This window comes from Roseovarius azorensis, from assembly GCF_900109455.1.
Taxonomy (GTDB): domain Bacteria; phylum Pseudomonadota; class Alphaproteobacteria; order Rhodobacterales; family Rhodobacteraceae; genus Roseovarius; species Roseovarius azorensis.
On the sequence record NZ_FOAG01000001.1, the window covers coordinates 132657 to 147782 of the forward strand.

The following is a 15126-nucleotide window of genomic DNA, read 5'->3' on the forward strand; positions in this document are numbered from 1 at the left end:
CATCAGAGCGAGGGCACGGATGTGTTGTCGCGTACCCGGAACATGTTGATCTTGCGCCGGTCCTCTGCAGGAGACAGGCCATATGTCTCTCGGTAATACTGGTTTAGGGAGGCGGCGTTCGCATAGCCGCAGGCCAGTGCGATATCGGTCATGGTTCGATTGGAATACATCACAAGCTGGCGTGCGGCAGCCATGCGCAATCCGCGATAGTAGAGCGACGGGCTCTTGCCGGTAGCGCGTTTGAAATGGCGCTCCAGCTGACGCGGCGAGATCCCGACCCGGTCGGCGACCTCGACCATCGCCAGCGGTTCTTCGATATTTTCGGCAAGGATGGCTACGGCCTTTGCCACAGCTTCGGGCAGCATGTCATCCGTTGCGTTGGCCGATACGGTGGGCACCCGCTGGCGCACGCCTTCTGCGCGCACCATCGGATGCTGAAACCAGCAGGCGACCTCGGTCATGATGCCAGGACCCAACTCGCGCTCAATCAGCAAGAGGGCAAGATCAAAGGCTGCCCCCGACCCCGAGGCAGTATAAATCCGGCGGTCGCGCATGATGACCTCATCCGTGGCCGCGATCTGGGGAAATTCATCGCGAAAAGCCGCATCATAGCACCAGTGGACAGAGCAGGTGTGCCCGTCAAGCAGGCCGGCACGGGCGAGGGGAAAGACGCCACCGCTGATCCCGCCCATGATCGTGCCGTGGCGTGCCCACGCGCGCAGCGCCGCATTGCCGTGCCGAGGGTCGGCAAAGCGGCCCATTGGCGAGCTCAGCAGGAACACGAAATCCATCTCTGGCGCGGTTGACAGCGCGACTGAGGGAAAGAATGCGACCTTTGCGCTCGCATCTACGGGCGCGCCGGTTTCCGAAATCAGCGTCCAGGTAAAGGTCTGCGTGTCCGATATCTCATTGGCCGCGCGCAGCGGTTCGATCATGGAGGTCAAGCAGGCCATAGGAAAACCCGGAAAGATCAGAAATCCAAGATGCATATTTTTATTTTCAGTTCGCATTATTATACTTCTATGAATAATCTGAAAGTCCGGCGTCGCGCCATTGCGGATTGCCCGGATGGTGACACGCTTGACATGTGGCGTTTTTACCCTGAACGGAGACAGAAGCTTGACGAAGCACCAGACCAGACTGAACCGGAAAGACACCGTGGCAACACTGAAGCAGGATCCACACAAAGTTCGCGAGGAGCGCGAGAAAGTCCTTGAAGTCGCTATCGGACGCGAAGTCCGCGCCTTTCGGCGGCAACAGGGAATTACGGTTGCGGATCTCGCCACGCTCACCGGATTGTCGATCGGCATGCTGTCCAAGATCGAGAATGGCAATACCTCGCCCTCGCTGACCACCTTGCAGACGCTGGCGCATGCGCTGAGCGTGCCGATCACCTCGTTCTTTCGGCGTTTCGAGGAACATCGCGGCGCGATGCACACCAAGGCTGGCCAAGGTGTCGAAATCGAACGCGAAGGCACGCGGGCGGGTCATCAATACAATCTTCTGGGCCATATAGGCGCCAATGCGAGCGGTGTAATGGTCGAACCCTACCTGATCACGCTGACTACGGAGTCGGATGTTTTTCCGACCTTTCAGCATGGCGGTATCGAAACCATCTACATGCTCGAGGGTGAGATTGACTATCGCCATTCGGACAGTCTCTATCCGCTCAAGCCCGGTGACACACTGTTTTTCGACGCCGACGCCCCGCATGGCCCCGAGATTCTGCGCAAACTGCCCGCGCGATATCTCTCCATCATCTGTTATCCGCAAAACACCTAACCACTCCGGAGTGGCGGTTCGGTTTCGAGATCGGGCCAGACACCGTCGGACGTGGGCAGACCATCGTCGAACTGCGACAGATACTCGACGATCAACGGCCGGTTGCGGACAAATCCCTTGTAGGTCGCCAGTTCGACCGGCAGGTCGCGTATCACCCGGTGCAGGCGACGGCCCCATTTCGGGACGCTCACCACATCCTGCAGGGCGATCAGATAGCAACGGATCGGGAAAACCAGTGCGTTCGAGCGGGGCAGGCGGAAGAAGGTCTGCAATTCGACCCTGAGATGCTGCTTTGCACCGACATTCTCGGGGGTGAGTTCGGTCTTCTGGATGCCCCATTTGTGATAGTTCTCGGGGCTTGTGTCGAGCAGGGGATTGACGGTCATCGTCCAGTTCAGCCGTCGTGCTGGGCTGCCCTGCTGGACGTTCAGCAGGAATTTCAGCGCGCGCTGGAATACCCCCATCTCATGGGCGAGCGGCACTGGTGCGTGCCATTCGAAAAAATTCATGCCGATGTCGAAATCAAGGCTCCAGTCTGCCTGCGTGGTGACCATGCCGGCATCCATCCACAGGTTGTCGTCGCGCTGGTCGAGCACCGCGAAATCGCCCTGGGTCTGACGGGTGATGTATTCCATCGGGCCATGGGGCAGGGTTGCGTCGTCGAGAAAGGTAAAGCTGTGGTCGATGCCCATCGGCTTGTTCACCCAGCGCCAGGCATTGCCGTTGCGGTGCAGCTCGAAGAGGTCGGGATAATCTTCGGACTTTGCGACCATGATGAGTTCGAGCAGATCCCACCCCGCAAGTGTCATATGTGGCAGTGACTGGCAGCGCAGCGGATCTTCGGCCAGCACCAGCGCGCGATCCCTCATCTCGGAGAGGTAATGCTCGTCGACATCGAAGCGTTTTTCATAGACGGATCCCTTTGGCCCGCCCCTGTGCCGCTCCATGTTGACCGAATACATGTAACTGTCTTCGTGAAACGGAAACGGAAAGCGTTTGATGGCCCAGGGTGAATTGCGAAAGGTATAATCGTCGCGGAAGGTTTCATCGTTGAACTGGATGGTCATCTGTCTCTCCTGTCCTAGCGGTCGAGAACAAGCGTGCGGCCTTCGAAACGGCTGACGCAGGGCATGATTTTGCAACCGCTGGCGCGGTCTGCATCCTCAAGCCAGTGATCGCGATGCACGAATTCGCCATCATGTTCGAGAACGTCGGTTTCGCATTGCCCGCAGGCCCCGCCACGGCAGAGATAGGGGGCATCTACACCGGCGCGCTCGATCGCCTCAAGCAGGCTTTCGTGTTCACCGACCTTGATACGCTTGCCGGATCGTTTCAGATAGACCTCAAACGGCTTGCCGGATTGCGGCGCGAGGAATTCCTCGTAGTGGACCGCCTCACGCGGCCAGCCCATATCGGCTGCGGTCTTTCGGACCCACTCGATCATGCCTTTGGGGCCGCAGACATAGACATGCGTGCCAAGAGGCTGACCATCGAGCAGGCGTTCGAGGTCGATCACCTGTTGGCGGTCGTCGTAATAGATATGAACGGCATTGGGGTGGCCCGACGTTAGCTCGTCGACATAGGATCCAAGCGCGGCTGTGCGGCAGGCATAATGCAGTTCGAAATGCCCGTTGCTGCGCGACAGTTGCTTGATCTGCGCCAGAAATGGCGTAATGCCGATCCCCCCGGCCAGCATCAGGTGCTTGCGCGCCCGCAGATCGAGGGAAAAGAGGTTGACGGGATAGCTGATCACCATCCGGTCGCCCTTTTTTACCTGTTGATGCATGAAGAGCGATCCGCCTCGTCCCGCGTCATCACGGCGTACGGAAATGGTGTAGGCGGTCTGATCCATCGGATCCGACATCAGCGAATAGGGGTTCAGGCGCGTGATGTCGCCGTCCTTCATCTCGACGACCGTGTGTGCGCCACCCGAAAAGGTAGGTAAGAGACCACCATCGCTGCGTCTGAATTCGAACCGCGTCACAAGATCGTTCACCTTGACGATATCAGAAACGATGACGTCGATTTTTTCGGTTCCAGCGCTCATTTGTAAAGCTCCACCGGGGCGGGAATGTTGCCTGGCTCCTCGGCGTCGATGCACACCCCCTGAAAGGCAGCAAGGCGGCGCGAGTAGTGATCACGCACGAAAAGCGTCAGCCCGCAATGCGAACAGACGAACGGATCGGTCATCACATCCTCGGTGATGCCCTTGCAATGCACGCATTGCATCCGTCGTGCGACCGATCCGCGATGTTCGGTCTGGATTGCGCTGTGCGGAATGCCCGCGTTTGTTGCCTCGACCATCGCCTGTCCCATCAGACCTTCGGTGCCCGCAAGATAGACCTGAAGTCCCATATGCGCGTCCGACAGAACCCGGCGGAGGCGCGGCAGGCAGGCGGCATAGGAGGGGCTGACGTGCAGGATTGCCGGTGCGGCGGCGCGCAGCCGTTCGACAAAGGTCTCGCCGGTATCCTTGGGAATATAGATGATGTGTGCCCCGGAAAAAATCTCTGGGTTCTCCGAAGCAAGCCGAAGCAGCGCTTCTGCGCCTTCTGCGTCGGCGATCATCAGATGCGATTTTCCCGGACGCGGCTCAAGCACGCCATAGACCGGGCGGCTCTTGATCGAGGGGGGAAATTTGAAATCAGACATGTATATGTTCCGGGTCAGGATCTTGGGCGGTGCGCGGCGCGACATGCATCAGCCCTTGGCGGTCCGGCGCTTTTTCTCCGGGTCGTAGAAGGGTAGGGAATGGGCGACGCACGGAATGTCCTTGGCGCCGTTCCTGACGGTCATTTTCGTACCGTCGACGGCGCAGTCGACCGGCATCCGGGCAATCCCCACATTATGCTTGTTGAGTGAGGAATACATGCCGATCGTCACGACGCCAACCTGTTTGCCGTCCCTGATCAGCGGCGCGCCTTCCTGCGCGGGTTCGGTGCCCTCCAGCTTGACGCCGTAGATCTTGAATCTCTCCTTGCCCTTGAGGCGGTAATGTTCCTCTGACCCGCGAAAGCCGGTCTTGCCCGGCGATACGGTGAAATCGAGTCCCAGCTCCCACAGCGTATCGCCATGCTTTTCGTTCTCGAACGGATACATGTCAGAGTTGTCGAAGGGAAAGAACAGCAGATAGCTTTCGGTACGCAGCCAGTCGAGGGTGGTAAAGCGCGTCGGGATGATGCCCATCGGCACGCCCTTTTCAACGAGCGTATCCCAGATTTCGACCGCATCCTGGGCGCGGCAAAAAATCTCGTAGCCGCGCTCACCGGTGTAACCGGTGCGCGACAGCATGATCGGTTTACCCCAGAGCATGGTTTGCATATGGGCAAAATAGGGAAGGTCACGGATGCCGGGCACGCCCTGTTTTTCGAGAAAATCGACGGCGAGTGGCCCCTGCAATGAAATGTCGTGCAGGTTGTCATCGAAGCGGATATCTACATCGCGGCCCGTCGCAGCCATTGTCAGTTGTTCGTGCCCCTGACCGGATCCGTGCACGACCATGTAGCTGTTCGGTCCGGTGCGGTAGATCACGCAGTCGTCGATGAATTTTCCGTCGTCGTTAAGCATGCAGGCATAAGAGCTGCGTCCCGGCTTGATCTTGTCCGCGTTGCGCGTGGTGGCGCGGTCGATGACGTGATAGGCATGCGGGCCGATGACATGCACCTTCTTCAGGCCGGACACATCCATGAATCCCGCCTTGGTGCGAATCGCCAGGTATTCCTCTTCCTGATCCTTGTCATAGGACCAGGCAGTTCCCATACCGGACCAATCCTCAAGTTTCGACCCCATGGCGCGGTGGCGGTCGGCGAGAACCGAAAATCTCCATGATGCGGTCATGTCGTACTCCCTGTTTGTGTAATTCTATCGGATTGAGGGCGGTCGCCCCGAAATTGCTGAAAACAGTTGAACGAAACCGCTCGCCAAAAGCAAGTCTAAAGAAAAAAAAATTCCTAACAGGCAAAAAAGTGCGATTGAGAGACGTGATGCGAACCAGGAGCGCGACGTTGCCCGCGTCTGCGGCATGTGAAGGACTCAAGCAACCTTCTGTCGAATCGGGGTCGAGATGCGTTGATGCAGATGGAATGCACAGGGCAGATACACAAAACAGTTGACAGACGGCGACCAGAGTAATCCTCTAAAGAAATAATTATTCTGATGGGTAAAAACAAATCACAAACAGCAATAAGGGAGACAGTAAAGTGGACGGTAACCTGAACGCATTAACCACGATATTCACCGAGTTTTATTACTGGGTGACGGTGGTTTTCATGTTTCTCATTCATGTGGGGTTCTGCATGTACGAAGTCGGCGCAAGCCGCCGACGCAATCATATGCATACGCTGATGAAGAACATCATGATCATTCCACTGGTCACGGTGACATTCTTCTTCTTCGGATGGTGGATCTACTGGGCCTTTCCGGCATTTCCTCTTTTCGGCGGCCTGAATCACGAGATGGGTGCAGCCAACCTGCCGTGGTCAGAGACCATGGCCACCAACCTCTCGGACCGTATCACCGGTGTGTTCTGGGCGGCGTTCCTGCTGTTTTCCTGGACGGCGGCGTCGATCGTGTCTGGGTCCGTGATCGAAAGGATCCGTTCAAGCGCGCTCTGGGTGCATGCAGTTCTCATCGGCTCGGTGTTCTGGATCATCGACGCGGCCTGGGGCTGGCATTACGATGGCTGGATGGTCAAATACCTAGGCTACCATGATGCCTATGCTTCGGGTGTTATACACGGTATCGCCGGTGGTTATGCGCTCGGTGTGCTCGTCGTACTGGGACCGCGCATCGGTAAATTTTCCGCCGATGGCACGCCGCGTGATATCCCGCCGCACAATCCTTGGCTTCTGACCATCGGGCTTTTCCTGATCTATACCGGGTTCTGGGGATTCTACGCGGCCTGCAACGTGCCGCTGATCGCGCCAGAGGTTATCGGTGGTGAAATCGTCGGGACGACATGGACCGCGACAAACATCTATCTTGCGCCCACCTCGCTGTCGGCAATCACCTTCAACTTCCTGATGTCTTTGTCGGGTGGTCTGATGGCGGCCTATGTCGTGTCCAAGGGCGATGCGTTCTGGACGTTCTCGGGTGGTCTGGCCGGGATCATCACCGCCTCGGCGGGCAATGACCTCTATCATCCGGTTCAGGCGATGCTGGTCGGTGCGGCTGGTGTCGTGATCGTCTACAAGCTTCATTTCTGGGTCGAACGCCGTTTCAAACTTGACGATGCGGTGGGAGCGGTCGCCGTGCATGGTTATGCCGGCTTCGTCGGTCTGGTGATCTCGGGCTTCCTGCTCTGGGGAGTGCCGTCGTCGCCGTTCGAAGGCTATGCGGCGATCAACCCTGTCGGCCAGACGTTGGGCGCGGTGATCATGTTCTTTGTGCTGGGTTTTGTTCCAGCCTGGATCGTGTCCAAGATGCAGGCCGCCGCAGGTGTGCTGCGCATCCCCGAAGAGGTGGAATTGCAGGGCCTCGATTACGCCGAGCACCATGCCTACGAGGACGCCAAGGCAAGCATCATCGAAGCCGACAAGGCCGAACTGGCCTTGCGTACCAAAGCAAGCTGAAGGAGCAAATGATATGTCTACGATAGGATATGAAAGCTGGGCCGTCGACCTGGCGGATGTTGGGCCGGTTTATCCCTTCCAGGGATACGAAGTGCTGATGGTCATTCTTGGTGTCGCCTTCTGGCTCTTCTTTCATCGCATCCAGTTCGTGAGGGAGGGCGCGCACCTGGAAAAGGCCAAACATATTGGCGATGCCGAAAAGGTAGCCAAGGCTCTCGAACGCTACTAGGCGCCACGGGACGGGGCGGGCAATGTGCGCGCCCCGTTTGCCTTAAATGAAAATAAGTTTCTTCATAGTTGATGTCTTTCTGCTTTGATGATAGCCTCCGACTCAAGCAACATTCACAAAGGAAACGAACAGATGTGCGGGATCGTAGGACTGTTTCTCAAGGATAAATCGCTGGAGCCCAAACTGGGCGCGATGTTGACCGAGATGCTCATAACCATGACGGATCGGGGGCCCGACAGCGCGGGCATCGCGATCTACGGCAGTGACGCCGATAACATGAGCAAGCTGACGGTTCAGTCGGACGCGCCAGACAAGGATTTCGCGGGGCTTGATGCCGTGCTGGCGGAGCGCATCGGCAGCGCGGTCACGCTGCGCCGCAAGGACACGCATGCGGTTCTTGAAATGGAGCATGCGGCAGTGGATGCCGCGCGCGCGGCTCTGGGTGATCTGCGGCCCGGCGTGCGCGTGATGAGCGCGGGCGATACTATAGAGATCTACAAGGAGGTGGGCCTGCCCAAGGACGTTGCCGCGCGGTTTGATCTGTCAAAGATGTCCGGCACCCACGGTATTGGTCATACCCGCATGGCAACGGAATCCGCGGTCACGACGCTGGGTGCGCACCCTTTTTCGACCGGGACAGACCAGTGCCTCGTTCACAACGGGTCGCTGTCCAATCACAACTCCCTGCGGCGGCGTCTGAAACGCGAAGGTGTGCGCATCGAGACCGAGAACGACACCGAGGTCGGTGCCGCTTACCTGTCCTGGAAGATGCAGCACGGCGCGACGCTGGGCGAGGCGCTGGAAAGTAGTCTCGAGGATCTCGACGGTTTTTTTACATTCGTCGTCGGCACCAAGGACGGCTTTGGCGTGGTTCGCGATCCGATTGCCTGCAAGCCGGCGGTCATGGCCGAAACCGATCAGTATGTCGCGTTCGGGTCGGAATACAGGGCGCTGGTCAACCTGCCGGGCATTGACACCGCCCGCGTGTGGGAGCCCGAGCCTGCAACCGTTTACTTCTGGAATCACTGACATGCAGACAATAAATCTTGAGGCCGAGGGCCTGCGCAGCATGAACGCAGTCCTTCAGGCACAGGCGAAAGACACCAACCAGACCTCATGGGAGATCGAGAACCCGAAAGGCAGCCATGCCATCGCCGTAGGTCTCGACGCGCCGATCGACGTGACCGTGAAGGGCTCGACCGGCTATTACTGCGCCGGGATGAACAAGCAGGCGACGATTCACATCAAGGGCTCGGCGGGGCCGGGCGTGGCCGAAAACATGATGTCGGGAACCGTCATCGTCGATGGTGACGCCAGCCAGTACGCAGGTGCCACCGGGCGCGGCGGATTGCTGGTGATCAAGGGAAACGCCAGTTCGCGCTGCGGGATTTCGATGAAGGGGATCGACATCGTCGTGCATGGTAACATCGGGCACATGTCTGCCTTCATGGCGCAGTCCGGCAACCTTGTCGTCTGCGGCGACGCCGGAGACGCGCTGGGCGATTCGATCTACGAGGCGCGCCTCTTTGTGCGCGGGTCAGTGAAATCTCTGGGCGCCGACTGCGTCGAAAAGGAAATGCGCCCCGAGCATATCCAGATTTTGCGCGACCTGCTGGACAAGGCGGGATGCGATGCAAAACCCGAGGAATTCCGGCGCTACGGCTCGGCCCGGCAGCTTTATACCTTCAAGATCGACAATGCTGGATCGTATTAGGAGATGGATATGAAAGACGACAAGCACGCCGCCATCCCACGCACCATACCAGTGCAGTCGGCAACGTTCACTCAGGCCGTCAACGCTGAAATACGGCGCGCCGCAGCCACCGGCATCTACGATATTCGCGGCGGCGGTGCGAAACGGCGTGTGCCGCATTTCGAGGATCTGCTGTTTCTGGGTGCGTCGATCTCGCGTTATCCGCTCGAGGGGTACCGCGAACGCTGCGAGACCAAGGTAACGCTGGGCACCCGCTATGCGAAAAAACCGATCACGCTGGATATTCCGGTCACCATTGCCGGCATGAGCTTTGGTGCGCTTTCGGGGCCTGCGAAAGAGGCGCTCGGGCGTGGCGCGTCGATGGCGGGCACCTCGACCACCACAGGAGACGGCGGCATGACCGAAGAGGAGCGCGGACATTCCAAGACGCTGGTTTATCAGTATCTTCCCTCGCGCTATGGCATGAACCCCGATGATCTGCGGCGTTGTGATGCGATCGAGGTTGTGGTCGGGCAGGGGGCAAAACCGGGCGGCGGCGGTATGCTGCTGGGTCAGAAGATCAGCGACCGCGTTGCCGAGATGCGCAACCTGCCCAAGGGGATCGACCAGCGCTCTGCCTGCCGCCACCCGGACTGGACCGGTCCCGACGATCTGGAGATCAAGATCCTCGAACTGCGCGAGATCACCGCGTGGGAAAAACCGATCTATGTCAAGATCGGTGGCGCGCGGCCCTATTTCGACACCACTCTCGCAGTCAAGGCGGGGGCGGATGTGGTTGTGCTCGACGGGATGCAGGGCGGTACGGCGGCAACGCAGGACGTGTTCATCGAGCATGTGGGGCAACCGATTCTGGCCTGTATCCGTGAGGCGGTGCGCGCGCTTGAGGATATGGGACTGCACCGCGAGGTCCAACTGATCGTGTCGGGAGGTATCCGCAACGGGGCTGATACCGCCAAGGCGCTGGCGCTTGGTGCGGACGCAGTTGCAATCGGCACCGCGGCGCTGATCGCGCTGGGTGACAACGATCCGCGTTTCGAGGCTGAATATCAGGCGCTTGGTACTACTGCAGGTGCCTATGACGACTGGCACGAGGGCCGTGATCCGGCAGGCATCACGACGCAGGATCCCGAGTTGATGGCGCGCTTCGACCCGATCGAGGGAGGGCGGCGTCTGAACAACTATCTCAAGGTCATGACACTGGAGGCGCAGACCATCGCACGGGCCTGCGGCAAGAACCATCTGCACAACCTTGAACCAGAGGATCTGTGCGCGCTGACCATGGAGGCGGCGGCCATGGCGCGGATTCCGCTTGCGGGAACCAGCTGGTATCCGGGCAAACCGGGCTCTGGCTATTAACGGACACGGCCCGGCACCGCAGCCTCGCGGTGCCGGGTTTCATCAAAGACACGACAACAGGGACAGAGCAAAAACCATGGCAACCGATCTGGCGGCATACGCGAAAAAGAACAACGTCAAGTATTTCATGATTTCCTACACCGACCTTTTCGGTGGTCAACGTGCCAAGCTGGTTCCGGCGCAGGCTATTGCCGAAATGCAGGAGAACGGAGCGGGATTTGCCGGGTTTGCCACGCATCTCGATCTGACACCCGCACACCCTGACATGCTTGCCGTCCCCGATCCTTCTGCGGTCATACAATTGCCGTGGCAGCGCGATGTCGCCTGGGTCGCCGCCAACTGCGTGATGGACGGGAAAAGCCTGGCACAAGCCCCGCGCAACGTGCTGGCGCGCCTGATCGATGAAGCAGCAAAGGAGGGGCTGCATGTCAAGACCGGCATCGAGGCGGAGTTCTTTCTGCTGAGCGCGGATGGCAGCCGTATTTCGGACGAGTTCGACACCGCTGCCAAACCCTGTTACGACCAGCAGGCAGTCATGCGCCGCTATGATGTCGTGCGCGAGATCTGCGACTACATGCTGGAGATGGGTTGGGAACCTTATCAGAACGACCACGAAGACGCGAATGGCCAGTTCGAGATGAACTGGGCATTTGACGATGCGATGGCGACGGCGGACAAGCATTCTTTCTTCAAGTTCATGACAAAATCGGTAGCCGAAAAACACGGCTACCGCGCGACCTTCATGCCCAAACCGATCGAGGGGTTGACCGGAAATGGGTGTCACGCGCATATATCGGTCTGGGACGCGGCCGGCGACAAGGCCCGCAAGAATGTGTTTGCAGCCAAGGAAAAGAGCGCAGGCCCAACCGGGGAACTGGGCCTGTCCGAACAGGGCAAGCATTTCCTGGGCGGTATCATGAAACATGCAAGCGCGCTGGCGGCGATCACCAACCCGACGGTCAACAGCTACAAACGGATCAACGCGCCGCGCACCATGTCAGGGGCCACCTGGGCTCCCAACTCGGTGACATGGACGGGCAACAACCGCACACATATGGTGCGTGTGCCCGGCCCCGGTCGGTTTGAGCTGCGCCTTCCGGACGGTGCTGCGAATCCCTATCTGCTGCAGGCCGTGATCATCGCGGCGGGCCTTGATGGCATCCGCAGCAAGGCCGATCCCGGCAAACGTTATGACATCGACATGTATGCCGAGGGCCACAAGGTGCGCGGAGCGCCCAAGCTGCCGCTCAACATGCTCGACGCGCTGCGCGAATTCGACAAGGATACCAGTCTGAAACAGGCGATGGGCGCAGAATTCTCTGCGGCATATCTCAAGCTCAAGCATCAGGAGTGGAATTCCTTTGTCTCGCATTTCAGCAGATGGGAAAGAGACCACACGCTCGATATCTGATCCCCCAAACCGAGCACAATCAGACCCCGCTGCGCGATGACGTGGTGGGGTTTTTCATGGGCTGGGGCGTTTTGCTGGCGTGCCCCATTCGCCCAGATCGTTGACCAGGCGTAGCGCGACGCGCCGCAAGGTCCGTCGAAGTGTATCGATCTCGGGGCCAGTGTGGCCGAGGTCGGCAAGCGCGCGATCCATGAGGGCCAGCCAGGTCTCAGTATCCACCAGCGAAATCGGCACATGGGCGTGCATAAGACGCAGGTCCATGTGTCCGTGCTTTTCCTCGTAATAGCGCCGCCCGCCGAGAAAGCCGGTGAGGAAGTTGAACTGCTCTGTGCGGGCGGTGTCGATCCCTTGACCGCGCCTGTGCAGACGACGCAGGTTTTCGCCTTCGGGCAGGGTTTCGATCAGATCGTAGAAGCGCTCGACCAGTGAACGGACCGCGTCTTCGCCGTCAAGCACATCAATCATGCGGTGTGACATCGCAGTCCTTTCGTTGAACAAGGAACTGTCATGGCCGTGTGCGGCCCCTTGATCTGTCTCGGATCACGACCGGGGACGTTCCTTCTTCGGGTCGTAATGTGCAAAGGGGACGACCTGCGCGGGCAGACGCTTTTGCTGCCCGTCCAGTTTGCCGATCTCGACCCGAGTTCCTACCTCCGCATAGGCGACATCGAGCCGCGCCAGCGCGATGGTCTTGCCCAGAAGCGGTGAGCGCACGGACGATGTGACCTCACCCACCTGCGCACGACCCACATGGATCGGATCGCCGTGACCGACGGCGACACTGGCCTCGATATCGAGCCCGACCAGCCTGCGCATCGGATGCTCCTTGCGCCGAATCAGCGCATCGCGGCCGATGAAATCATCCTCTTTCGATTTGAGCGGTACGGTAAAACCTATGCCTGCTTCGAACGGATCGGTTTGATCGTTGAAATCATAGCCTGCAAAGATCAGGCCGGCCTCGATCCGGACCATGTCGAGCGCTTCAAGGCCAAAGGGTTTGAGGCCGTGGTCCTGGCCCGCCTCCCAGATCGCGTCAAAGACCTGCGAGCAATGTTTGGGATGGCACATCACCTCATAACCCAGTTCTCCGGTGTAACCAGTGCGCGAGACGACGATCGGGACCCCCTGATCGCCGTGCAGCCGTGCAGGTGTGAACCGGAACCAGTCCAGTTGATCGAAATCGGGGTTGTGCGGGGCGGTCCAGATGATCTTGCGCAGAAGATCGCGGCTTTCGGGACCTTGCACCGCGACATTGTGCAACTGGTCGCTCGAGGAGCGCACCAGCACCTTGAGGTCAAGCGCCGCAGCCTGTTCACGTATCCATTCGCCGCCAAAATCGCTGCCGCCGATCCAGCGGAAATTATCGCGGCCCAGGCGGAATACGGTGCCGTCGTCGATCATTCCGCCATGCGGGTAGCACATCGCCGTGTAGACAACGCCGCCGACCGGCAGCTTCTTGATATCGCGGGTAAAGATGTACTGGCAGAGCGCTTCGGCATCGGGGCCGGTGATCTCGAACTTGCGCAGCGGCGACAGGTCCATGATGACCGATTTCTGACGACAGGCCCAGTATTCGTCGATCGCACCGGTTTTGGCAAAACTGCTTGCCAGCCAGTATCCGTTATATTCCACGAAATGGCCGGTGTGTCTGGCAAAGCTGGCATGAAAGCCGGTTTCCTTGGTCATCCTTGGCTCCGAATCGGGGGTGGCGCGTATGGCAACGGCACGCGAAAACTTTTCCTTGCCGCTATAGGTGCGGATGTGAATGTCGGTGGGATTCCAGCCATTCGCGGCAGTGGTATCATCGGGACAGGCGGAACTGACGCAGACCAGATCGGTCAGCGCACGCAGCAGGACGTAGTCCCCTGGGCGCGACCACGGCTCATCAGTGAACATCACGCCATGCTCGTCTATTCCGGTGTTGAAGAAAAAGTTGATCGCCATCCACCCCGGGCGCGCCGTTACACCGTGCGGTGCAAGTGCACCATTGAAATTCTCGGTGCAGTTCACGTGACCGGGATAGCCAATATCATCATAATATTTGGGTGCGCAGGCGAGGGCAAAGGCATCGTGGCGACCGCAAGTGTCCTGCACTACCTCAAGCAGCGGCAACATGTCCTGATCGTAATATTTCGAGTGAAGCCCAGGCATTGGATAGGCATGCCCCATGAGCGAGCGCGTCGTGGTCACATCAAGCGCATGTTCGATGCCCTTGTCGAGCTTGCGGGCAGCAAAGCATTGGAAATCCGTGCATTGGCGGCCATCCACGTCGATGATCTGGATGTAGTCGCCCGCCTTGACGAAATAGGCCTTGGCGGTCGCCGAATGCACACGCAGGTCAGCTAGGGGATCGGCCAGCGGGTCGGGCAGTTCGAACCGTGCCGGAGACCGGAGCAGAGCGCGCCGGATCAGTACTGTGAGCGGCGTTGCAGTGTCCTGTCTTTCATGGTCCATGACACCGCCGGGGGCCGCAATGATGACGATGCCGTCACGTTCTGCCCGCAAGGTTTCTTCGGTCCCTGCCGGGGTTGTGGTCTCGAAGAAGGCGATGCCGCCTGCCGTGGCGAGGTTGATCTTGCGTGCCTCCAGACCCATGCGCAATCCACGCAGAGACCCGTCGCCGCCTGCAAGCAAGTCCTTGAGACCATCTGCATCGCAGTTCGCGCGCTGGCCCAGAATACCAGCGTCGATCCGACCTCTGGCGTCGGCCGCGACAACCTCGCAGGGCTGGCCTCCCTCGTCATTGCGGATGCTCAACTGATCGCCCGCCTGCACCGGAACGAGGATTGCGCCTGCGCCCCGGACCACATAGTTTTCGGTTCCTGGCGGCAGCGAAAAGATGCGCGGCTCGATGATGCGACTGGGTCTTGGCGGACCGGAAATAACACGGGGATATGGATCGTCAAGCATGGCGGGCCTCACATGACCGTATTTGCATAGGTGGAATATTTGTTTAATATCGAGAATACCGCAACTCAGCACGTGCGGCAAGGGAACATGAGTGAGATGACAGTTATCCGACGCCAGAGAGATCGGATCCGGCGCTGCAATACGCGGTCCTGCA

General features: G+C 59.1%; 14 protein-coding genes. 7 read left to right on the forward strand and 7 right to left on the reverse strand.

Annotated features, from left to right (window positions below):
- Positions 1-2: 2 nt before the first annotated feature.
- Entirely contained in the window at positions 3-953 is a 951-nt protein-coding gene (locus BSG08_RS00670; RefSeq protein WP_245770563.1) for a GlxA family transcriptional regulator, read from the reverse strand.
- A 205-nt stretch (positions 954-1158) separates the two neighbouring features.
- Between BSG08_RS00670 and BSG08_RS00675 the strand changes: the two genes are divergently transcribed.
- On the forward strand, positions 1159-1782 hold the full coding sequence (locus BSG08_RS00675; RefSeq protein WP_245770564.1) for a helix-turn-helix domain-containing protein: 624 nt from the start codon (positions 1159-1161) through the stop codon (positions 1780-1782).
- Here BSG08_RS00675 and BSG08_RS00680 read toward each other — a convergent pair.
- The 4 genes from BSG08_RS00680 to BSG08_RS00695 are packed head-to-tail and all read right to left on the reverse strand — an operon-like array spanning position 1779 to position 5619.
- Entirely contained in the window at positions 1779-2849 is a 1071-nt protein-coding gene (locus tag BSG08_RS00680; protein ID WP_093030490.1) for a heme-dependent oxidative N-demethylase family protein, read from the reverse strand. The genes BSG08_RS00675 and BSG08_RS00680 overlap by 4 nt on opposite strands.
- A 14-nt stretch (positions 2850-2863) precedes the next feature.
- Positions 2864-3829, reverse strand: coding sequence for a PDR/VanB family oxidoreductase (locus BSG08_RS00685; RefSeq protein ID WP_093030493.1), 966 nt, complete (start codon positions 3827-3829; stop codon positions 2864-2866).
- Positions 3826-4434 carry a dimethylamine monooxygenase subunit DmmA gene (gene dmmA / locus BSG08_RS00690; RefSeq protein ID WP_093031866.1) on the reverse strand — a complete coding sequence of 203 codons (609 nt, stop codon included), beginning with the start codon at positions 4432-4434 and terminating at the stop codon, positions 3826-3828. Before dmmA ends, BSG08_RS00685 begins: the two co-directional genes overlap by 4 nt.
- 48 nt (positions 4435-4482) lie before the next feature.
- Positions 4483-5619 (reverse strand): aminomethyl transferase family protein, encoded by a 1137-nt coding sequence (locus tag BSG08_RS00695; protein WP_093030496.1) that lies wholly within the window; start codon positions 5617-5619, stop codon positions 4483-4485.
- Positions 5620-5981: 362 nt separating this feature from the next.
- Here BSG08_RS00695 and BSG08_RS00700 point away from each other — a divergent pair, with 362 nt between their 5' ends.
- The 6 genes from BSG08_RS00700 (at position 5982) to glnT (ending at position 12062) form a co-directional block, all read left to right on the forward strand.
- A complete protein-coding gene (locus tag BSG08_RS00700) occupies positions 5982-7352 on the forward strand; it encodes an ammonium transporter (RefSeq protein ID WP_093030499.1) in 1371 nt (456 codons plus the stop codon).
- A gap of 13 nt (positions 7353-7365) precedes the next feature.
- Positions 7366-7581, forward strand: coding sequence for a hypothetical protein (locus tag BSG08_RS00705; protein WP_093030502.1), 216 nt, complete (start codon positions 7366-7368; stop codon positions 7579-7581).
- A 132-nt stretch (positions 7582-7713) separates the two neighbouring features.
- On the forward strand, positions 7714-8610 hold the full coding sequence (locus BSG08_RS00710) for a class II glutamine amidotransferase (protein WP_093030505.1): 897 nt from the start codon (positions 7714-7716) through the stop codon (positions 8608-8610).
- 1 nt (position 8611) lies between these two features.
- On the forward strand, positions 8612-9295 hold the full coding sequence (locus BSG08_RS00715) for a GltB/FmdC/FwdC-like GXGXG domain-containing protein (RefSeq protein WP_093030508.1): 684 nt from the start codon (positions 8612-8614) through the stop codon (positions 9293-9295).
- A 9-nt stretch (positions 9296-9304) separates the two neighbouring features.
- On the forward strand, positions 9305-10651 hold the full coding sequence (locus BSG08_RS00720; RefSeq protein WP_093030511.1) for an FMN-binding glutamate synthase family protein: 1347 nt from the start codon (positions 9305-9307) through the stop codon (positions 10649-10651).
- A gap of 76 nt (positions 10652-10727) precedes the next feature.
- On the forward strand, positions 10728-12062 hold the full coding sequence (gene glnT, locus BSG08_RS00725) for a type III glutamate--ammonia ligase (RefSeq protein ID WP_093030513.1): 1335 nt from the start codon (positions 10728-10730) through the stop codon (positions 12060-12062).
- Between the two features lie 54 nt (positions 12063-12116).
- Here glnT and BSG08_RS00730 read toward each other — a convergent pair whose 3' ends face one another.
- Both BSG08_RS00730 and BSG08_RS00735 read right to left on the reverse strand, forming a co-directional pair.
- Complete coding sequence (locus tag BSG08_RS00730; protein ID WP_093030516.1) at positions 12117-12539, reverse strand: group II truncated hemoglobin; 423 nt, start codon at positions 12537-12539, stop codon at positions 12117-12119.
- 63 nt (positions 12540-12602) lie between these two features.
- Positions 12603-14972, reverse strand: coding sequence for a trimethylamine N-oxide demethylase (locus tag BSG08_RS00735; protein WP_093030519.1), 2370 nt, complete (start codon positions 14970-14972; stop codon positions 12603-12605).
- Positions 14973-15126 lie beyond the last annotated feature (154 nt).